The 20953-nt window shown below is 38.6% G+C and carries 20 protein-coding genes and 1 riboswitch; of the genes, 16 read left to right on the forward strand and 4 right to left on the reverse strand.

All coding sequences use genetic code 11. From position 1 onward, the window contains the following. Positions 1-50 precede the first annotated feature (50 nt). From MKY06_RS06175 to sigI, 3 genes are all read left to right on the forward strand, one after another. Positions 51-3089 (forward strand): PAS domain S-box protein, encoded by a 3039-nt coding sequence (locus tag MKY06_RS06175; protein WP_098287382.1) that lies wholly within the window; start codon positions 51-53, stop codon positions 3087-3089. A 76-nt stretch (positions 3090-3165) separates the two neighbouring features. Then, positions 3166-3261: riboswitch (yybP-ykoY riboswitch) on the forward strand. Between the two features lie 96 nt (positions 3262-3357). Further along, positions 3358-4173, forward strand: a complete 816-nt coding sequence (locus tag MKY06_RS06180) for a TerC family protein (RefSeq protein ID WP_013055931.1) — start codon at positions 3358-3360, stop codon at positions 4171-4173. Positions 4174-4534: 361 nt separating this feature from the next. Further along, on the forward strand, positions 4535-5254 hold the full coding sequence (gene sigI / locus MKY06_RS06185) for an RNA polymerase sigma factor SigI (protein ID WP_223268951.1): 720 nt from the start codon (positions 4535-4537) through the stop codon (positions 5252-5254). A 50-nt stretch (positions 5255-5304) separates the two neighbouring features. On the opposite strand, the gene MKY06_RS06190 is transcribed toward sigI, so the two are convergent. From MKY06_RS06190 to phaQ, 3 genes are all read right to left on the reverse strand, one after another. Continuing rightward, the gene (locus MKY06_RS06190; RefSeq protein WP_013055933.1) at positions 5305-5502 is read right to left on the reverse strand and encodes an alpha/beta-type small acid-soluble spore protein; all 198 of its coding nucleotides are present in this window, start codon (positions 5500-5502) and stop codon (positions 5305-5307) included. 143 nt (positions 5503-5645) lie between these two features. Further along, positions 5646-6158 (reverse strand): polyhydroxyalkanoic acid inclusion protein PhaP, encoded by a 513-nt coding sequence (gene phaP / locus MKY06_RS06195; RefSeq protein ID WP_013055934.1) that lies wholly within the window; start codon positions 6156-6158, stop codon positions 5646-5648. A 168-nt stretch (positions 6159-6326) separates the two neighbouring features. Then, positions 6327-6767 (reverse strand): poly-beta-hydroxybutyrate-responsive repressor, encoded by a 441-nt coding sequence (gene phaQ / locus MKY06_RS06200; RefSeq protein ID WP_013055935.1) that lies wholly within the window; start codon positions 6765-6767, stop codon positions 6327-6329. Between the two features lie 392 nt (positions 6768-7159). Between phaQ and phaR the strand changes: the two genes are divergently transcribed. The 7 genes from phaR (at position 7160) to MKY06_RS06235 (ending at position 12277) form a co-directional block, all read left to right on the forward strand. After that, positions 7160-7759 (forward strand): polyhydroxyalkanoic acid synthase subunit PhaR, encoded by a 600-nt coding sequence (gene phaR / locus MKY06_RS06205; RefSeq protein ID WP_013055937.1) that lies wholly within the window; start codon positions 7160-7162, stop codon positions 7757-7759. An 81-nt stretch (positions 7760-7840) separates the two neighbouring features. Beyond that, positions 7841-8584, forward strand: a complete 744-nt coding sequence (locus MKY06_RS06210; RefSeq protein ID WP_013055938.1) for an acetoacetyl-CoA reductase — start codon at positions 7841-7843, stop codon at positions 8582-8584. Between the two features lie 76 nt (positions 8585-8660). Continuing rightward, a complete protein-coding gene (locus MKY06_RS06215; protein WP_013055939.1) occupies positions 8661-9749 on the forward strand; it encodes a class III poly(R)-hydroxyalkanoic acid synthase subunit PhaC in 1089 nt (362 codons plus the stop codon). Positions 9750-9869: 120 nt separating this feature from the next. After that, on the forward strand, positions 9870-10049 hold the full coding sequence (locus tag MKY06_RS06220; RefSeq protein WP_098322007.1) for a hypothetical protein: 180 nt from the start codon (positions 9870-9872) through the stop codon (positions 10047-10049). 223 nt (positions 10050-10272) lie between these two features. Next, complete coding sequence (locus MKY06_RS06225; RefSeq protein WP_255256020.1) at positions 10273-11652, forward strand: TrkH family potassium uptake protein; 1380 nt, start codon at positions 10273-10275, stop codon at positions 11650-11652. Positions 11653-11942: 290 nt separating this feature from the next. Continuing rightward, positions 11943-12101 carry a hypothetical protein gene (locus MKY06_RS06230; protein ID WP_025749458.1) on the forward strand — a complete coding sequence of 53 codons (159 nt, stop codon included), beginning with the start codon at positions 11943-11945 and terminating at the stop codon, positions 12099-12101. Positions 12102-12103: 2 nt separating this feature from the next. After that, positions 12104-12277, forward strand: a complete 174-nt coding sequence (locus MKY06_RS06235) for a hypothetical protein (RefSeq protein WP_013055943.1) — start codon at positions 12104-12106, stop codon at positions 12275-12277. A gap of 27 nt (positions 12278-12304) precedes the next feature. Here the strand turns inward: MKY06_RS06235 and MKY06_RS06240 are convergent, their stop codons facing one another. Next, positions 12305-14074, reverse strand: a complete 1770-nt coding sequence (locus MKY06_RS06240; RefSeq protein WP_013055944.1) for a B12-binding domain-containing radical SAM protein — start codon at positions 14072-14074, stop codon at positions 12305-12307. A 193-nt stretch (positions 14075-14267) separates the two neighbouring features. On the opposite strand from MKY06_RS06240, the gene MKY06_RS06245 reads away from it, so the two are divergent. The 6 genes from MKY06_RS06245 to MKY06_RS06270 all read left to right on the forward strand — a co-directional run bounded on the left by MKY06_RS06245 (position 14268) and on the right by MKY06_RS06270 (position 20861). Next, the gene (locus tag MKY06_RS06245; protein ID WP_013082207.1) at positions 14268-14987 is read left to right on the forward strand and encodes a FadR/GntR family transcriptional regulator; all 720 of its coding nucleotides are present in this window, start codon (positions 14268-14270) and stop codon (positions 14985-14987) included. 138 nt (positions 14988-15125) lie between these two features. Continuing rightward, positions 15126-16646 carry a nicotinate phosphoribosyltransferase gene (locus tag MKY06_RS06250; protein ID WP_013055946.1) on the forward strand — a complete coding sequence of 507 codons (1521 nt, stop codon included), beginning with the start codon at positions 15126-15128 and terminating at the stop codon, positions 16644-16646. A gap of 35 nt (positions 16647-16681) precedes the next feature. Further along, positions 16682-17512, forward strand: a complete 831-nt coding sequence (gene nadE / locus MKY06_RS06255) for an ammonia-dependent NAD(+) synthetase (protein ID WP_013055947.1) — start codon at positions 16682-16684, stop codon at positions 17510-17512. A gap of 481 nt (positions 17513-17993) precedes the next feature. Next, the gene (locus MKY06_RS06260) at positions 17994-18713 is read left to right on the forward strand and encodes a (Fe-S)-binding protein (protein ID WP_029325071.1); all 720 of its coding nucleotides are present in this window, start codon (positions 17994-17996) and stop codon (positions 18711-18713) included. 17 nt (positions 18714-18730) lie between these two features. After that, positions 18731-20170: a LutB/LldF family L-lactate oxidation iron-sulfur protein gene (locus MKY06_RS06265; protein ID WP_013055949.1), complete on the forward strand. Its 1440-nt coding sequence runs from the start codon at positions 18731-18733 to the stop codon at positions 20168-20170. Then, positions 20145-20861, forward strand: a complete 717-nt coding sequence (locus tag MKY06_RS06270) for a LutC/YkgG family protein (protein WP_029325073.1) — start codon at positions 20145-20147, stop codon at positions 20859-20861. The genes MKY06_RS06265 and MKY06_RS06270 overlap by 26 nt, the downstream gene beginning before the upstream one ends. Positions 20862-20953: the final 92 nt, after the last annotated feature.

Below are 20953 nucleotides of genomic sequence, written 5' to 3' on the forward strand. Positions count from 1 at the left end.
TCGTAATATAGTTCTTATGAGGAGAGTTAGATAGAAGAAGTAACGTTGAAGTGAAAGGAAAGAAAATGATTTCAATTACTGGTCACTATAATGAATTTACCGTATTTCTTGCTGTCATTGTAGGAATTCTTGCCTCTTATACAGCACTTGATATTATGAGTAAAATGATGAAAAAACAGCGGAACAATTATTTATGGCTTACACTGTCAGCGGCTTCAATGGGAATTGGAGTGGGGGCGATGCACTATATTGCGATGCTTGCTTATTATGTGCCTGTTAGCTTTCATTTTAATGCTGTACTTTCTGTCATTGCTTTAATAATAGCGATTAGCGGATCACTAGGTGCGTTTTGGACATTTTGGAAATGGGGCACGTCGGTATGGTCAGGGCTCATTTTGGGAAGCAGTATTCTGGGTACACATTATATCGCCATGGCAGCAATCGAAACAGAAGCACACATCCATTATGCCGTGCTATCTGTTTTGCTTTCCATCATCATCGCCCTGGTCGTTGCATTTTATGCGATGCACTTGTTTTTTCGTTCGAAAAGCGTGAAAGCTAATCCGTTTCTCAAACTTGTTAGCTCTATTTTGCTGGGCATTGGAATTTCAGCTATGCATTTCATCAGTATGTATGGAATGAAGCTGCATATTGAACACTCAGTTGTCAGAAGATGGGGCCAGTGGCTGCCTTATCAAGCGCCATTTTCCAATATGATTGCAAGTATCACGATTACGCTACTCATTGTCTTTCTGCTCGTTGCTGCTTTTAAGCGCCAGGAAGAAGTGAGGGATAGTCAACTAAAAGAAGAGTATTATCAATCTCTTTTTAACTACAATCCCAATATTGTGTGTGCGGTTGATTTGTACGGCAATATTCAAACGATTAATCCAAAAGGAATAGAACTAACAGGATACACGTTGCATCAAATGGAGAAAATTCCGTTTCCCTATATGTTTAGAGAAGCTGAAAAAGCTGAAGAATATATGTGGAAATCCCTGAACGGAGACTCTGTTTATTATGAGGCAACGCTCATTCGCAAAGATAATCAGCCTGTATATGTTGAAGTAACGCAAATGCCTATTATTGTTCATGGTCAAATTAAAGGCAGTTACGTCATTGCCAAAGATGTGACAGACCGAAAAAAGGCGCAACAGCAGCTTCTGGATTTACAAGAAGATTTAAAACGCACGCTTTCACAGCAAGATGGCGCTATTTTTAAATTTGTGAAAAACGATGAAGGGTATATTCATACCATGTGCGAAGGCAAAATGATTCGTGAAATGGGATATGAGGAAATAGATGTTGTCGGTAAAACACTTGAAGAATTTTTACCTGAATCCTACGCAAAAGAAAATAAGGGGTACTATGAGAAAGCATGGGCGGGAGAGAAGGTATCGTATGAAGTACTTTTGAACGATTTTGCTTACTATACGAAGTTAATACCTCATATTTACAAAGGAGAAGTAAAAGAAGTTATTGGTTCTATAGTAGATGTTACCGATCTTCACGAAGCAAGAGAAAAGCTGGCTAAAAGTGAAAGCATGTATCGCTCCGTTCTTTCTACGATGTCAGAAGGGGTTGTGTTTCATGATCTTGAAGGAAACTTAATTGCTGCTAATGCGTACGCTGCCAAAATCTTACAAGTGCCCTATGATGAGATATTATTAGTTAATCCCTTTGGTTTAGACTGGGAAATCATTCATCCTGACGGCACACCTTTTGCACTGGAAGACATTCCATCTGTTCGATGTCTTCGTACAAAAGAGCCTGTGCGAAATACAGTTATGGGCATTTATTTAAATGAGAAAAAGTTGACTTGGCTTTCGGTGAATGCTGAACCTCTTCAAGAAAGCAAATATTATAAAGGCGTAGTTGTCACGTTTTATGATATTACAAAACAGCAGGAACAAGAACAAGATTTGCTTCATTCTAATCAGCAAATGATTATAGCAAAAGAAGAAGCTGAAAAAGCAAATCAAGCCAAGTCTGAATTTTTATCAAAAGTAAGCCATGAGCTTCGTACGCCTTTAAACAGTATTTTAGGTTATGCACAGATATTGGAAGAGCAAGGGGAAAAAGATTTAACAGAAAAACAATTGAATCGTATACGAAAAATTTTAAAAGCAGGTAATCATCTTCTTTATTTGATAAATGAAACGCTTGATTTATCGAAAATTGAATCAGGTCACTTAGCGATTAACCTTGAACCGGTGTCGGTAAAAGAGGCGATTGAAGACGCGCTTAAAATTATGAAACCATTAGCAAAAGATAAGCATAGTATACTTTATACTCGCTTTCATGCATACCAAGAAGTCTTTGTTGAAGTAGATGAACTTCGGTTTCAGCAGATCTTATTAAATCTGCTTACAAACGCCATTAAATATTCGCCCGCTTATCGCGATATCACTATCTATACCGAGATCACTCAGCATCACGTAACCATATTGATTGAAGATAGGGGCTTTGGAATTCCAGCTTCAGAATTGAATCGGATTTTTGAGCCTTTCTACCGTGTAAATAGACTAGAAAAAGACGGAACAGGGATTGGATTGGCGCTTGTAAAGCAGCTTGTTGTATTAATGAATGGTACGTGCGGAGTGCGAAGTGAAGAAGGAAAAGGCAGTACATTTTGGGTGCGTTTTCCCTTAGCACATCCACCTGTTCCTAAACGATTATCCAGTGAAGGAGAAGCCGAGCCGTTTTTAGGTTTTTCCATGCCGACATCAATTGTATATATTGAGGATAACGATACAAATATTGAGCTTATGCAATCGATTCTTTCTCCATATAAAAACGTTAAGCTTTTAGTTGCCAAAACAGGAGAAAACGGCATCGGGCTAATCAGGTCCATTTCACCAGATATGATCTTAATTGATATTGATCTGCCTGATATGAATGGTTTTGAGGTATGCACACAGCTGCAGCTAGAAAAAGAATTGAAGCATATTCCGCGAGTCGCCCTGAGTGCAAGCGCGATGCAAAGCGATATTGATCAAGCTTTTTTAGTCGGCTTTAGTGAATACGTAACAAAGCCTATTCATATTTCAACGTTTTTGAATGTATTAAAACGCTTAACAAAAGCTTAACAAAAGTTTAGAGGGCTTTTAATTGACTTATTAGTGAACCTTTTATAAAATAAAAACAACTTAATACATTTACTTCTTACGGAGTAAAGGGGAGTAGCGTCAGGGAAACCTGAAACAAAGTCGTCATTACATGGAGTATTCCATCGGCTTTGTTGGCATAATGATTATGCTTAGCAAGACCTTTGCCATATTTGGCAAAGGTCTTTTTGTGTTTTATTCCGGTAATGAGGATAAATAAACTTATATAAAGAAACGAGAGGGGATTTTTATGGATGCATCGCTTTTGTTAGAGTATGGATGGGTATTGCTAGTTCTGGTTGCATTAGAAGGAATTTTGGCGGCGGATAATGCTCTTGTGATGGCCATTATGGTCAAACATTTACCGGAAGAAAAACGCAAGAAGGCATTATTTTACGGACTAGCCGGTGCCTTTATTTTTAGATTTGGTTCATTGTTCTTGATTTCATTTTTAGTCGACGTATGGCAGCTTCAAGCTATAGGAGCCATTTACTTGTTGTTCATTTCCATTAATCATATTGTGAAGCGATATGTGAAAAAAGACGATCATGAAAAAGTGAAAGAAGCAGACGAGAAAAAGGGCTCAAGTTTCTGGATGACGGTTTTAAAAGTAGAAATAGCAGACATTGCTTTTGCCGTTGATTCAATTTTGGCCGCTGTGGCTCTCGCCGTTACATTGCCAACAACAGATCTTCCTCAAATTGGCGGACTCGATGGGGGACAATTCTTGGTGATTTTCGCCGGAGGAATTATGGGATTAATTATTATGCGTTTTGCTGCAACTTGGTTCGTCAAGCTATTAAATACGCGCCCAGGCCTAGAAACGGCGGCTTTTGCTATTGTAGGGTGGGTAGGGGTTAAGTTAGCGGTTTATACCCTTGCTCATCCGGAGTTAGGTATTATTAATGAACATTTCCCTGAATCAAAAGTGTGGAAAATTACGTTTTGGATTGTGTTACTTGCCATAGCAGCTTCAGGCTGGTTTCTATCTAAAAATAAAGAACAAACTGATCTTGAAGGCTCAGAGAAAGAAAAAGAATCGTTAAAAAAAATTGAAAATCAATAATAAAAAACGCGCCTTCAATGCTAATTGAAGGCGCGTTTTTTATTATTGAGACAAAATACCTAGTTTAGATTGTTTAGATAAAGGGTAAAAGAACTAACTACTGTTTAATTACTTTATATCCGAATGTTTTGCTTTTTCGTTCATATTCTGTAGAGAACAGAAGCAGCCGTGAGTAATTCAGTTCAATGAAGTTTATTTCAGTTTATAAACATATATTTCAAATGTATGTTAATTGGTAAAATTGAGCTATTATGGGTTATAATAAAGGGAAATTAAGAGGAGCAGAGCGCTTCTAAACCCTGTTCGTCATCAAAAGAATGGATATTAACAGGGTATAAAGTAATTGAGTATAGTAAAAGAGGTGAAGCCAGTGCTCACAAAAGTTCAAACGCCTCCATCGCTTGAAACGCTTGTACTGACGATTCAGCAAGGGGATAAACAATTACATAACGAAATGATTCAACAATATAAACCGTTTATTGCTAAAGTTGTTTCAGCTGTATGTAAACGTTATATAAGTGAAGCTGACGATGAATTTAGCATTGGTCTGATTGCATTTAATGAAGCCATTGAAAATTACACAATCCAAAAAGGCAGATCCCTTCTTGCATTTGCGGAACTTATTATTAAAAGAAGAGTAATTGACTATATTCGAAAAGAAAAGAGAAATCAAACGCTGCTCTATAACCGAATTGAAAATGAAGGTTTTATTCAAGGTAAGGTAGAAAGGGATATATCGCTTTCTAACTATAAAAGGCAAAGTGAAACTTCATATATTCAAGAGGAAATGACTTATTTTTGTCAGACGCTAGAATTGTTTAAATTAACTCTTGAAGACATTATTAACACGTCTCCTAAACATAAGGATGCAAGGGGAAATGCAGTGGAAGTTGCATCCTTTATCGTCAAGGAAAAAGAATTAAAAGATAAGCTGTTTTTAAAGCGGCAGCTTCCTATTCGCTTGATTGAAAAACATGTGAAAGTGAGCCGGAAAACAATTGAAAGAAACCGTAAATATATTATCGCGATGGTTATTATATTAGCGGGGGACTACGTGTATTTAAAAGACTATATTATGTAAGAAAAAGGCACACGCAGGTGCCTTTTTTAGCCATGTTATGAAATTATGTTTTATTTTTGTGTGCTGCCGCTTAAGTGAGCTTGAGCTTGTTGCACCAAGCGTTTTGTGATTTCTCCGCCTACTGAACCGTTGCTGCGTGCAGCAGTGTCAGAACCTAGAGTTACCCCAAATTCTTGAGCGATTTCATACTTATATTGATCTAAAAATTGTTCTACACCTGGTGTTAATAGTTTATTTGTTCTAGCCATGATTAGTCATCTCCTTTTTTAGTGGTACAGCAGTTTACTGCTGTACCTGTATTATTTGTTGTTTCCTATTTTGCATACTGGTAATGGTTTGCAAGAAAGTATAAAAAAGCCCAGCTTTCAAAGAAGCTGGGCTTTTTTATATATTATTTTACAACTGCATATTGCTCAAGAGACTGAGCAAATGACTTTTGAAGAGATTTTACTTGTTCTACGTATGCATCAGATACGTGTTGGAATTCTTGGCGCGTTTTCTTTTGCTCTTCTACTAATTGTGTTACTACTTGATGATATTGTTCTTGAGCTTGCTTTACTAAAGAATAGCTTGATTTGCTTTGGTTAAGAGAAAGCTCTTGTAATTTATTTAATGCTTCATGCGTGCGGTTTGTCCATTCTTCATAAGAATCGGCAACAGCGTTTCCAGCTGTTTTACGTAAGTTTTCAACTGTTTTTTGTTGAAGATCTTCTAATTCAGCTTTCCATTGTTTGTCTGTTGCTTGAAGTTGTTCAACTGCTTTTGTTACAAATTCTTGCTGTTGCTCAAGTGCTTTTAACGTCCATTGCTCAATTTGTTTGTTTCCTTCTGCAATGTTTTGTAACCCCTTTGTCCATTGTTCCCACATTGCATCAATTACTGTATCATACTTTACTGTTGACATAATCAAATTCCTCCTTGAATAATTTGGTCTGGCGAACAGTTATCGTAATGAACAAAACGTTAAAGAAGAAATTCGTAGTTGTGTGATAAACCTAACATTCCGCGCTCGCTGGTTGACCGTGAAATTTAACATTATATTAGGAAACGCAGATGTACTGCGTGAATCCCTTTAATCGTTTTCTTCCTCTTTTGATTCTTTTGACTTTTTAGAAGAAGAAGAGCTAAAAGGGAACAACATGTCGGTATACATGTGAAAAAATGAATCTAACATGTTTTGATACTGTTCAAGTGAATTAGCCCACATGCTTAAATATTGTTCGCCGGCATCTGTTAATGAATAAATCCGGCGTGCAGGTCCTTCAGCTGACGTATCCCATTGCGATGTAATCAAGTTGTCTTTTTCAAGCTGTCTCAGCGTGCGGTAGACATTTCCCTGATCAACTGATGTGAATCCAAAGCTCATTAGTTGCTGAATGAGCTTGTAACCATGTAGATTCCAACCTCTTAAACTTAAAAGAAGAAAAGGAACCATCAAGTTTTTTGGTGCACCGCTAATCGATTTTTCTAAGTTGTTTGAATTAGAGGTGTTATCTTTTTCACTTGATCCCAAGGTAATCACCCCTTCGAAAAAAGAGAATTTGTTTTCTATATGTGTAATTTACACCTAGATGAAAAAATTGTCAACACTTTAAAACAGGTCTTTCAAATACAGGAAAAAAGAACGATTTTTTGGATTTCGACAAAAAGCGTCAAAAAAATTCAAAAATAAACAAAGATTTAGAATTGTTTATTTTGGAAAACGAATTTATAATAGTACATGTAGGTAATTTTTATAACATTTATAATTTGTTGGTAAGTGAATTGTGAAAAGATTTACATTATCCAATAAATAAACGCAAAATTGGTTGCGTTTACTTAGAGCTTCTAATATGTCGCTTGTCACATTAAGTGTCCATATTGAAAGCCATCACTTTTAACGTACACAAGAAAGGAGATGGAGTTTTGGAACAGCAAAAAGTATTTGATCCGTTTCAAGCATGGAAAGACGTATATGACAAAACCGAATCTTACTGGGGTAAAGTTATTGGGGACAATATGAATCGTGAAGAATTTTCCCAGCTCATGGGAAATGTGCTAAATATGAACCTTCAATATCAACAAGCAGTAAATGAAGTAACGGGGCGCTATCTGCACCAAGTAAATGTACCAACAAAAGAAGATGTAGCAAACGTTGCGTCATTAGTCATCAATGTGGAAGAAAAAGTAGAATTATTAGAAGAGCAATTTGACGATCGTTTTGATGAATTAGAAGCACAGCAAGAAAGTGCATCTGCTTTGAAAAAAGATGTCACTAAGCTGAAATCTGATGTCAAATCGTTAGACAAAAAACTCGATAAAGTTTTATCTCTTCTTGAAGGGCAGCAAAAAACACAAGACGAGTTAAAAGAAACTATTCAAAAACAAATTAAAACTCAAGGTGAGCAGCTTCAGGCTCAGCTGTTAGAAAAACAAGAAAAATTAGCTGAAAAGCCAAAGGCAGAAGCTAAATCTGAAGCAAAACCATCAAATGCTCAAAAAACTGAGCAGCCGGCTCGCAAGTAAGGTATAGGGGATTTTATAACAACATTAACTGCTGTATTTACAGTAAAAATCATCGCTGAAGAAGCAAGGGGGAAATTTTTCATGACAACATTACAAGGTAAAGTAGCAATCGTAACAGGCGGATCTAAAGGTATCGGGGCAGCAATTACACGTGAGCTTGCTTCTAATGGAGTAAAAGTAGCAGTAAACTATAACAGCAGTAAAGAATCTGCAGAAGCAATCGTAAAAGAAATTAAAGACAACGGCGGAGAAGCTATTGCGGTTCAAGCTGACGTGTCTTATGTAGATCAAGCAAAACACCTAATCGAAGAAACAAAAGCTGCGTTTGGTCAATTAGACATTCTAGTAAACAATGCTGGAATTACGCGCGACCGTTCATTCAAGAAGTTAGGTGAAGAAGATTGGAAAAAAGTAATTGATGTAAACTTACATAGCGTATACAACACAACATCAGCTGCGCTAACGCACCTTTTAGAATCTGAAGGTGGTCGTGTTATCAATATTTCATCAATTATTGGTCAAGCGGGCGGATTTGGTCAAACAAACTACTCAGCTGCTAAAGCAGGTATGCTAGGATTCACTAAATCATTAGCTCTTGAACTAGCTAAGACAGGCGTAACAGTTAATGCAATTTGCCCAGGATTTATTGAAACGGAAATGGTGATGGCAATTCCTGAGGATGTTCGTGCAAAAATTGTTGCGAAAATTCCAACTCGTCGCTTAGGCCATGCTGAAGAAATTGCACGTGGAGTTGTTTATTTAGCAAAAGACGGCGCGTACATTACAGGACAACAGTTAAACATTAACGGCGGCTTATACATGTAATAAATGCTGGCCCTGACTTTTGTCGGGGCTGTGCTTGTTAACTAACTACTAATGGAATGAAAGGGTGTGTATATTCGTGGCAATTCCTTACGTGCAAGAGTGGGAAAAATTAATCAAATCAATGCCAAGTGAATATAAAAGTTCTGCAAGACGTTTTAAGCGTGCATATGAAATTATGACAACAGAAGCGGAACCGGAAGTTGGATTAACACCAAAAGAGGTTATTTGGAAAAAGAACAAAGCGAAATTATATCGCTATACGCCAGTAAAAGATAACCTGCATAAAACACCAATCTTACTCGTATATGCATTGATCAATAAACCGTATATTTTGGATTTAACACCTGGAAACAGCCTTGTTGAATACTTATTAAACCGCGGTTTTGACGTGTATTTGCTTGATTGGGGAACTCCTGGGCTTGAAGACAGCAATATGAAGCTAGATGATTATATTGTAGATTATATTCCAAAAGCGGCGAAAAAGGTGCTGCGCACTTCTAAATCTCCTGATTTGTCTGTTCTTGGTTACTGCATGGGCGGAACTATGACATCTATTTTTGCTGCATTAAATGAAGACTTGCCGATTAAAAACTTAATTTTTATGACAAGTCCATTTGATTTTTCCGATACAGGTTTATACGGAGCATTCCTAGACGATCGCTACTTTAATTTAGATAAAGCAGTAGATACATTCGGAAACATCCCTCCAGAGATGATTGACTTTGGAAACAAGATGTTAAAGCCAATCACGAATTTCTACGGCCCATATGTAACGTTGGTGGACCGTTCCGAAAATCAGCGGTTTGTTGAAAGCTGGAAGCTAATGCAAAAGTGGGTTGCTGACGGAATCCCATTTGCTGGTGAAGCTTATCGTCAGTGGATTCGTGACTTCTATCAACAAAATAAATTAATCAATGGTGAACTTGAAGTTCGCGGACGCAAAGTAGATTTGAAAAATATTAAAGCTAATATTTTAAACATTGCTGCTAGCCGTGATCATATTGCGATGCCGCATCAGGTGGCAGCTTTAATGGACGCTGTTTCAAGTGAAGATAAAGAGTATAAATTGTTGCAAACAGGTCACGTATCTGTTGTATTTGGTCCAAAAGCAGTGAAGGAAACATATCCTTCAATCGGCGATTGGCTAGAAAAACGCTCTAAATAAAATAAAGACGCGGCTGGTACAAAAGTATTTTAGCCGAAGTGAAAAACGAACCACTGATATCAGTGGTTCGTTTTTTGTTATGGTGAACGTAGGTTTCAAGTATGTCGTTGCTTCTAGCTGTTGATTGGAGGGCAAGACGAAGACTCCTGCGAGAAAAGCGGAACAGGTGAGACCCGGCAGGAGCGTCAGCGACGAGGAGGCTCACGGGCCGCCCGCGGAAAGCGAAGTCTTCCACGGAAATCAACAACGGTGTCACAAGCGGTTCAGCTCATGTATCCCATTTGTTCGTCTTTAGATTGATTCATTTAATTATGTCGCAACCTCGTTTTTTTGTGTAAACCGATAATATTGAGTGACGATCCTTTATGCGGGCTGCTGGGATTTATGATATCTAATGACAAGTGAGGTGACTTCTTTTATACTAATGTAGTCACCTTCTTGAACATGGGATTTTTTACATGGATATTGCAATCCGTGTAACAATGAGTATGCTTTGGGAAGAAAGAAGAAAACTATTAGTATTATAACAAAAAAGGAATGTCAGATTATGCCGCAACCATGGAAACGACGAGTAAGGCAGATGTCTTCAGCTCAAATTATTGTTACATTTTACATAGTGGCTGTTACGCTTGGATTTCTATTACTTAGTATCCCAGAAGCTTTAAAGCCGGGAGTGAAGTTAGCATTTATTGATCGCTTATTTATTGCCGTCAGTGCGGTAAGTGTAACAGGGCTGACACCTGTCTCTACTCCGGATACATTTAGTACGACGGGCTATTTTTTGCTCGCTTTTATTTTTCAAATCGGTGGTATTGGTGTAATGACACTCAGTACATTTATTTGGATGATTTTGGGTAAAAAAATCGGTTTAAAGGAACGTCAGCTCATTATGACAGACCATAACCAATCCCGTTTATCAGGATTAGTTGACTTGATGAGAAATATTTTATTTATTATTTTTGCCATTGAACTAGTTGGCGCCATTATTTTAGGATTACATTTTCTCCGTTATTACTCAAGCTGGACAGATGCTTTTCTGCATGGGTTCTTTGCTTCTGTCAGCGCTACAACAAATGCTGGCTTCGATATTACAGGATCTTCATTTATTCCGTATGCCCATGATTATTTTGTACAAGTGGTAACCGTTATTTTAATTACGCTTGGAGCGATTGGATTCCCTGTATTAATTGAAATTAAGCACTATTTTTTAACATTTAAAGATAAGCGTAAATTTCAATTTTCGCTATTTACGAAGCTAACGACCATCATGTTTTTTCTGCTGTTAGCAGGGGGAACAATCTTGATTCTTGTGCTAGAGCATTCAGGATTTCTAGCAGATAAGTCTTGGGATGAATCGTTTTTTTATGCGTTTTTCCAATCTGCTGCCACAAGGAGCGGAGGAGTGGCGACCATGAATATTAATGAGTTTTCGCTTCCTACGTTAATTATGATGAGTGCGATGATGTTTATCGGTGCTTCACCGAGCTCAGTAGGGGGAGGAATTCGTACGACGACGTTTGCATTAAATATTCTTTTCCTGTTTTATTACGTAAGAGGAAATAAGACGATTAAAATCTTTCGCCGCGAAATTCATGAAGATGACATTATTAAATCAGTAGCTGTATCGATGTTAGCCGTAATCATTTGCTCGATTTCGCTTCTTATTTTAAGTATTACAGAACATTTTTCTCTCATTGAGCTTATTTTTGAAGTGTGTTCAGCTTTTGGGACAACAGGTTTATCAATGGGAATTACAGGAGGGCTTTCTGATATCGGTAAATGCGTTATTATGATTTTAATGTTCATTGGCCGAATCGGCATGTTTTCATTTATTTTAATGCTTCGCCGTCCAACGTCTGGACCGGATTATCACTATCCGAAAGAACGTATTATTATTGGATAAAAGAGGCTGGGACACAAATATTTTAGTTGAAGGAAGATCCGAACGAGTTTGTTTCTTGATTAAGAATCAAACTCGTTCGGATTTTTTTATTATGATGGTGAACGCAGGTTTCATGTAGCTGGGTCACAAGAGGGTCAATCCATTTATCTCATTTGTTCGTATTTCGAGTAAAATGATTTCGTTATGTTTCAACCGCTTTTTTACAGCTTTTTCTGCTTATATTACGCATCAGAAAGTGCATTCTAAGAAAAGGAAGTTCAATGGACTTCCAAGCATAGGAGGGATATATGATGGCAAAGCGTAAAGTAGGGTACAAATCAGCACTGACTAACAATAATACACCAAAAGAGAGCCTTTCAGATGCAGAATTTGCTGCTGAATATGCTGGCGGCGAGGAGCCGGCTAAAGGCGCGAATCGCAATTCGAAAAAAGGAAAGCAAGGTAAATAACGATGAGCAAACATAAACAAAATAATAAGCATATCGCAAGCACTGAAGCAAAGCAAAAACAGTTACTGCAAGAAGAGTTCGGAGCGGAAATGGGCGATCCCAACGCAGCTAAAATATATGAATCCTTAGGAAAGACAAAGTCTGATAAAGAGCAAAAAAAGAAAAAAGAATGTTAAAGAAAAAAACCTCGGGTATCCGAGGTTTTAGCTTACAACTGGAAGGCCAAATGCCTCTACAGGTGCTGAATAAAGTTTTGTATCATTTGCTTTTTGATCATAATAAGCAAGAAGAACAGATGGTTGTTCATTTATTTTTCCTGTTTGTTTATAATACATATAGTCAAATGGAAGAATTTCTAAAACGGTGTGTTTGTATAATTCTTTTTCAGCAAGCTGTTCAGCTTCAAAAGCCTGTCCCATAATAGAAGGATTAGCAAGCATTTGCTGATAGTAATGAGAGCGGACTTGTTTTTCTACTTTATCGTCCCACCAAGGTTTACGAGGCTTATGCTTTTGGTTTTGTAAATAATCAATTTTCATAAACCCTTCAATCATTTCTTCATTTGAAAAATTCTCTGTTTCAATATACTGTCTAAGGCGTCTGAATAAATCTTCAAGCTGATGGCCGATTCGAACCCAGCCCATTTCATCCCAATACGTCCCGAAGTTTTGGAAGAAATCAAAAGGTGTATCGTAGCAGTGCTCTACTAAAAACTCTATTGTTTCATCCATTCGATGGTCATTCCAAAACTTTTCTAAAATATCTTCTACATGTTTGATACGTACGACATCTGAAAATGGCAAGACGTTATTGCTTAAAATTTCATAAGGCGATTGATCCATGTATTGATAATTATAGCGAGATGCACTTAAGCGTAAGCCGGTGCCGCGAAGCATTTTTAAAAAGCCCAGCTGAAGCTCTTCAGGACGAAGTGCAAATACATCATTAAACGTATTTTTAAATGAGTTATAATCTTCATCTGGAAGTCCCGCAATCAAATCTAAATGCTGGTCGATCTTTCCGCCTTCTTTTACCATCGTTACGGTACGGGTTAATTTTTTGAAATTTTGTTTGCGTTTAACTAATTCATTAACGGCATCATTTGTAGACTGCACGCCAATTTCAAAGCGGAATAATCCTTTTGGCGCATTGTCGTTTAAGAACTGAATGACTTCAGGGCGCATAATATCGGCCGTAATTTCAAACTGAAATACCGTACCTTCACGGTGTTCATCAATTAAAAATTGGAACATTTCCATGGCATAGCTGCGGCTGATGTTGAACGTGCGGTCTACGAACTTAATGGTGCGCGCTCCGTTATCCATCAAATAGCGAATATCCTCTTTTACTTTTTCTCTGTCGAAATAACGAACGCCTACTTCAATAGAAGAGAGACAGAACTGACAGCTAAACGGACAGCCGCGGCTTGTTTCAATATACACAACGCGTTTTGAAAGTTCTTGGCGGTCTTCTTCAAAACGGAAAGGAGAAGGCATTTCGCGCAGGTCAATTTTATTGCGCTGCGGGTTAACAACTGGTTTGCCGTCTTTTCGGAAAGCCACGCCGCTTACATTTTCAAACTGACGGTCTCCGTGAAGTTCATCTAAAAGCTGCTTGAATGTTTCTTCTCCTTCACCAATAGCGATAAAGTCAGCTTCAGGAATGCGCTCTAGCCAGTGAGTCACATCATAGGTTACTTCTGGTCCACCGAATATAATGATGAGCTCGGGGTTAATTTTTTTAAGCATTTGTGCGACTTTAATTGTTTCTTCAATGTTCCAAATGTAACAGCTGAAACCAATAATATCAGGGTTGCGTTTATATAAATCCGTGACAATGTTCATAGCAGGATCTTTAATCGTATATTCGGCCATATCCACTTTATAGTCAGGCTCGGCATAGGCTTTTAAACATCGAAGGGCTAAAGAAGTATGGATATACTTCGCATTCAATGTACTGACAACAATGTTCATTCAAAAAGCTCCTTTTAACTCGTAATATGAAATCAATTTACTATTTTAGCACATTTGAGAAATAAAGTATAAATACCTTGCCACTTTTGTTGTGGAGGGGAAAGGATTTCGGTAAAATGTAACAGAAACGTAAAAGAAGAAAAAGTCTCGGTTAATGTAAACCTTGGTGAACGAAAAAAATGAGGTGGAAAACGTGGAATATAAGCGAATTAAGCCAAAAAAAATATACGAAGAAGTAGCCGAAACGCTTCTTGAGAATATAAAAGAAGGCAGTTTAAAGCCTGGTGACCGTTTGGATTCAGTGCAGCAGCTGGCGGAAAACTTTCAGGTAGGGCGCTCAGCTATTCGTGAAGCTCTTAGTGCTTTGCGGGCGATGGGGCTGCTCGAGATGAAGCAGGGGGAAGGCACATTTGTACGAGAGTTTAACTCCGATATGCTGTCTTTGCCTGTAACTAGCGCTGTATTAATGAATAAAAATGATATTGAACATTTGCTTGAAGTGAGAAAGGTATTAGAAATTGGGGCTGTTCGTGCTGCAGCTCAAAAGAGAACAGATGCGGACCTCAAGCAGCTGTCCGATAGTCTGGAACAAATGAAAGGAGCGTTTGGCAATGAAGAGCTGGGAGAGAAAGCAGATTTTGCTTTTCATTTAGCCATTGCTAAAGCCTCGCAAAACCCTCTTTTAGTGAAGCTTATGAATAACGTATCAGAAATGATGATTGAAACGATGAAAGAGACAAGACGCATCTGGCTTTATGCAGAAGAGAAAACGGCTGAACGGATTTATAAAGAGCATCAGCAAATTTATGAAGCTATTCTTTCTCAGCATGCAGAAGACGCTCAGCATTTTATGATGAGTCATCTTGATAATGTTGAACATGTGTTAATGAAATACATACCCGAAGAGAAATAATGCCATTTCAGGTAGAAAAGTGTGCACCAAATAACAGAAAAACTAAAATTCAAGCACCTTCTGATAATTTATGCTTGCTCTATTGTGAAAAGATTTACATAATAGAAACTAGGATTGTCAAATGGAGGGTTACAAAGTATGAAAAAGCAATATAGAGATGATAGTTTAGCTTTGCATACAGATTTATATGAACTGAATATGGCACATACGTATTTTAAAGACCATATTCATAAACGCCGTTCTGTATTCGAAGCTTACTTTCGTCGGATGCCGTTTGAAAGCGGTTATGCTGTGTTTGCCGGGCTAGAAAGAGTAATTGATTTTATTGCTAATTTTAGGTTTAGCGAAACGGACTTAGATTATTTATATGAAGAATTGCATTATGAAGCGGAGTTTATCGACTATTTAAAGCAAGTTCGCTTTAGCGGTAATGTTCGTTCGGTTGTAGAAGGCGAAATGATTTTTGCTAACGAACCAATTCTGCAGATTGACGCTCCTTTAGCGGAAGCGCAGCTTATTGAAACGCCGCTTTTAAATATTTTAAATTTCCACCCGCTGATTGCGACAAAAGCATCGCGTATTCGCCTAGCCGCGGGAGAAGATAATTTATATGAGCATACGGGTACGAATCAGCTTATGGAATTTGGTTCAAGAAGAGCACACGAGATGGATGCTGCATTTTACGGGGCAAGAGCTGCTTATATTGGAGGCTTTGATGCAACCAGTAATGTAAGAGCGGGGAAAGTATTTGGAATTCCCGTGTCTGGTACTCATGCTCACGCGCTTGTTCAAGTCTATCGTGATGAATACAGCGCGTTTAAAAAGTATGCGGAATCACACCGTAACTGTATCTTTTTAGTAGATACATATAATACGTTAAAATCAGGTATTCCCAATGCTATTAAAGTAGCAAAAGAAATGGGAGATCGCATTAATTTTATCGGTATTCGATTAGATAGCGGAAGACTTCCATATCTTTCTCAAGAGGCAAGAAAAATGCTTGATGAAGCTGGCTATCATGATGTGAAAATTTTTGCTTCGAATGACCTTGATGAGTACAGCATTCTAGATTTGAAAGCGCAAGGTGCCAAAATTGATGGATGGGGAGTTGGAACAAAGCTCATGACCTCTTTTGATCAGCCTGCGCTAGGAGCTGTGTACAAGCTGGTTTCTATTGAAGATGATTATGGAAACATGGTGGATACGATTAAGCTGTCAGAAAATCCAGAGAAAATTTCAACTCCCGGCCTAAAAGAAGTATATCGAATTGTAAATCAAGTGAACCACAAATGGGAAGGCGATTATATTACGATGCAGGACGAAGTGCCGAACGAAGAGCAGCATTTAAAAATGTTTCATCCGATTCATACGCACGTCAGCAAGTTTGTAACGAACTTTAACGCACGTAAAATTCACCAGCCAATCTTTGCACAGGGAAAGCTTGTGTATGAGCAGCCTACCATTGAAGAAATGAGAGCCTACTGCTTACAAAACTTAAAGCATCTATGGGATGACTATAAAGTTATTACAAAGTCGAACGAAGATGTATTTCGTCCTACAGAGTATCCGGTAGACTTGAGTACGAGCTGCTGGGATAACAAAATGCAAAATATCGAAGAGACTAGAAGCAAGTTACTATCTGATACAGTGCTTGTGTAGATTCCATCAGCTAGTAATGAGAGGAGAGTTTTTTTATGAAAGAGCTACAAAAGCAAATTATTGAAGAAATGAACGTACAAAAAGAAATTAATCCCGTGGAAGAAATTCGCCGCAGCGTTGATTTTCTGAAATCCTACATGAACAAATATCCTTTTTTACGTTCGTTTGTACTAGGTATTTCCGGCGGCCAAGATTCTACGTTAACTGGAAAGCTGGCGCAGCTAGCGGTTAATGAGTTGAATGAAGAGGCCGGAGAAGAGCGCTATCAGTTTATTGCTGTTCGTCTTCCATACGGTGTGCAGGCAGATGAAGCAGACTGTCAAGATGCACTTGCTTTTATTCAACCAACAAAATCTATTTCTATTAACGTAAAACCAGCAGTAGATGCTATGCTTTCTGCTGTTGAAGAAGCGGCAGATGATAAAGTTTCCGACTTCAACAAAGGAAATGTAAAAGCACGTGAACGAATGATTGCGCAATATACGGTAGCGGGCATGTACAGTGGAGTCGTACTCGGAACGGATCACTCTGCTGAAGCTGTTACAGGATTTTATACAAAATTCGGTGACGGAGGAGCTGACTTAGTCCCTATCTTCCGTCTGAACAAGCGACAAGGAAAACAAATGCTAAAAGAATTAGGCTGTCCCGAGCATCTATATATGAAAAAACCAACGGCTGATTTGGAAGAAGATCGTCCACAGCTTCCGGATGAAGAAGCGCTTGGCGTAACGTATGAGCAAATCGACGATTATTTAGAAGGCAAAGATGTAGGTGAACATGCAAGTAACGTCATTGAAGGTCACTTCTTAAAAACGCAGCATAAACGCCAATTGCCAATCACAGTATTTGATGATTTTTGGAAATAAATAAGTAAGAAGCTAAGACAAAAGTAGTTTAGTTGAAGGAAGATCCGAACGGTGAAGATTCTTGATAGAGAATCTTCACCGTTCGGATTTTTTTAATGTTATGGCAAACGTAGGTTTCACGTGTTTCGTTTCTTCTAGCGGTTGATTGGAGGGCAAGACGAAGACTCCTGCGGAAAAAGCGGAAGGGATGAGACCCCGCAGGAGCGGAAGCGACGAGGAAAGCGAAGTCTTGCACGGAAATCAACCCCGGTGTAACAAGTAATTCACATTAAATCATTTATCCAATTTGTTCGTCTTTAGACTGAAATGATTTAGTTATGCCTCAATTTCCTAGTTTTTATGAAAAAAAGATAGCAAACAAAGAAAGGTATTTTTGAAAAACTAGTGAAATTAGAAAAACATAGGAGTATAATAGCATTAAGTCATCTGATGACCTGTTAACTAAAAAGAAGTAAAATGATCAGCTTGGAGGGAGCAAATGATGAAAGTATCTTTATTTGCCACATGTTTGATTGATATGTTTCAAACAAATGTAGGAAAAGCGACGGTAGAATTGTTAGAACGATTAGGCTGTGAAGTGGATTTTCCAAAGAGTCAAGTTTGCTGCGGGCAGCCTGCGTATAATAGCGGTTACGTAAAAGAATCAAAAGAAGCGATGAAAAACATGATAAAAGCGTTTGAGCATGCAGAGTACGTTGTATCTCCGTCTGGATCGTGTGTGACAATGTTCAAAGAGTATCCTCATCTTTTTGAAGGTGATGCTGCATGGCATGAACCTGCCGTGAAGCTTGCTGATAAAACGTATGAGCTAACAGATTTTATTGTAAACGTTTTAAAAGTGGAAGATGTAGGAGCCAGCTTAAATGGGAAAGCCACTTATCATTCTTCCTGTCATATGACGCGTTTGCTGAACGTAAAAAAAGAACCTTTTACACTATTAAACAATGTAAAGGGTCTTGAAATGGAGAACCTTGAAAACAGTCATAACTGCTGCGGATTCGGTGGGACGTTTTCGGTTAAAATGGGGCAAATCTCTGAACAAATGGTCGATGAAAAAGTAGGCTGTATAGCTAAGACAAACGCAGAGTACTTAATTGGAGCTGACTGCGGCTGTCTTATGAATATTGGAGGAAGAATTGAACGAAAAGGACAGCCTGTAAAAGTGATGCATATCGCTGAAGTATTAAATAGCAGAATGTAAAGAAAGGAGAATACCGAATGTCTATGAAAATAGGAAATGATCAGTTTAAAAAACGCGTCGATGATGGAGTCAATAATGCGTTTATGCGCTTTGCAGTTTCAAGTGCTCAAGAGCGCTTAAGAAGCCGCAGATTAGATGCGGCAGAAGAGCTAGGAAACTGGGAAGAATGGAGAGCGCTTGGCGAAGAAATTCGTCAGCATACGCTTGAAAATTTAGATTACTATTTAGAGCAGCTCACTGATAATGTAGCTAAACGCGGAGGCCACGTTTTTTTCGCTCAAACAGCTGAAGAAGCGAATGAGTACATAAAAAATGTAGCGAGGAAAAAACAGGCAAAGAAAGTGGTTAAATCCAAGTCAATGGTTACAGAAGAAATTCATATGAACGCTGCTTTAGAAGAACTAGGCTGTGAAGTTATTGAAACGGACTTAGGAGAATATATCCTGCAAGTAGATGATCACGATCCGCCTTCTCATATCGTAGCTCCTGCGCTTCATAAAAATAAAGAACAAATTAGAGATGTATTTCAGGAAAAGCTTTCTTATAAAAAGACAGAAAAACCTGAAGAACTAGCTCTTCATGCCCGGGAAATGCTGAGAAAAGAATTTTTATCAGCAGATATTGGCATCACAGGATGTAATTTTGCGATTGCAGAATCTGGATCTATTTCACTTGTTACCAATGAAGGAAATGCAAGGCTAACGACCGCCCTTCCTAAAACGCAAATTACGGTTATGGGAATGGAACGAATTGTGCCAACATTTGAAGAGTTTGAAGTGTTGGTAAGTCTGTTAACTAGAAGTGCAGTAGGTCAGCGGCTTACAAGCTACGTAACGGCACTTACGGGACCTAGACTTCCAGGGGAAGTAGACGGACCGGAAGAATTTCACCTAGTGATTGTAGATAACGGACGATCTGCGATTTTAGGAACTGAGTTTCAATCTGTTTTACAGTGTATTCGCTGTGCGGCATGTGTGAATGTATGTCCCGTGTATCGCCATATTGGAGGACATTCATATGGATCTATTTATTCAGGGCCGATTGGAGCTGTATTATCTCCTTTACTTGGAGGCTATGAAGACTACAAAGAGCTTCCATATGCCTCAACGCTATGCGCAGCCTGCACAGATGCCTGTCCGGTCAAAATTCCGCTGCATGAGCTATTGCACAAGCATCGTCAGCGAATTGTTGAAAAAGAAGGAAAAGCACCTATTTCGGAAAAGCTGGCGATGAAAGCATTTGGCTTGGGAGCAGCTTCTTCTTCTCTATATACAGTGGGCGCTAAAGTAGCACCGGCAGCTCTTACTCCTTTTATGTCAGGAAGTAGTATTTCCAAAGGGCCTGGTCCATTAAAAGCGTGGACGGAAAGCAGAGAGTTTCCAGCGCCTACAAAAGAGCGCTTACGAGATTGGTTTGATAAAAGGAGTGATGATGATGAACGGAAGCATTCAAAATAGAGACAGTTTTTTAGACAATGTTGCTGCTAATCTTAAGCGAAGCAGGCGAACAGGCGGTGTAGTAAAGCCACAATGGAGGCATGCTCCTCAGCATGAGGTCTACCGCAACTATTCGCCGGATCAATTAAAGAAAGAGCTTGAAAACCATTGCGAACGTATTCATACTCGCTATGTAGAAACCTCATCACAACACTTACCAGATGCCCTTGAGGAAGCCGTAGCGAACTATGGAAATGGTCTTGTCTGCACGTGGAATGATCCCAGGTTTTCTGAATATGGATTGAATCCGCTGATGGAGAAATGGGAAACAAACCGTAACCTTCACGTATGGAATTCAGTAAAAGGCGATGAGAATGTTAAACTAGCTGAACAAGCAAACGTCGGCATCACGTTCAGTGATTTGACGCTAGCGGAATCTGGAACAGTTGTTTTGTTCAGCAGTGCTGCAAAGGGACGAGCGGTAAGCTTGCTGCCCGCCACTTATATTGCAATCATACCTCAAAGCTCAATTGTCCCTCGCATGACACAAGCCGCTGAAATGATTCATGAAAAAGTAGAGCGAGGAGAAACGATTGCTTCTTGCATTAACTTTATTACGGGACCGAGTAATTCAGCTGATATTGAAATGAATTTAGTAGTTGGTGTGCATGGGCCTATTCAAGCAACTTATATTGTAGTGAATGATCGATGAGGCTGGGACAAAAGTATTTTAGCCCAAGTGAAAAACGAACCATTAATCAACGTGTTTGATTAATGGTTCGTTTTCTTTGTTATGTTGAGCGT

The organism is Priestia sp. FSL P4-0332, from assembly GCF_038005845.1.
Taxonomy (GTDB): domain Bacteria; phylum Bacillota; class Bacilli; order Bacillales; family Bacillaceae_H; genus Priestia.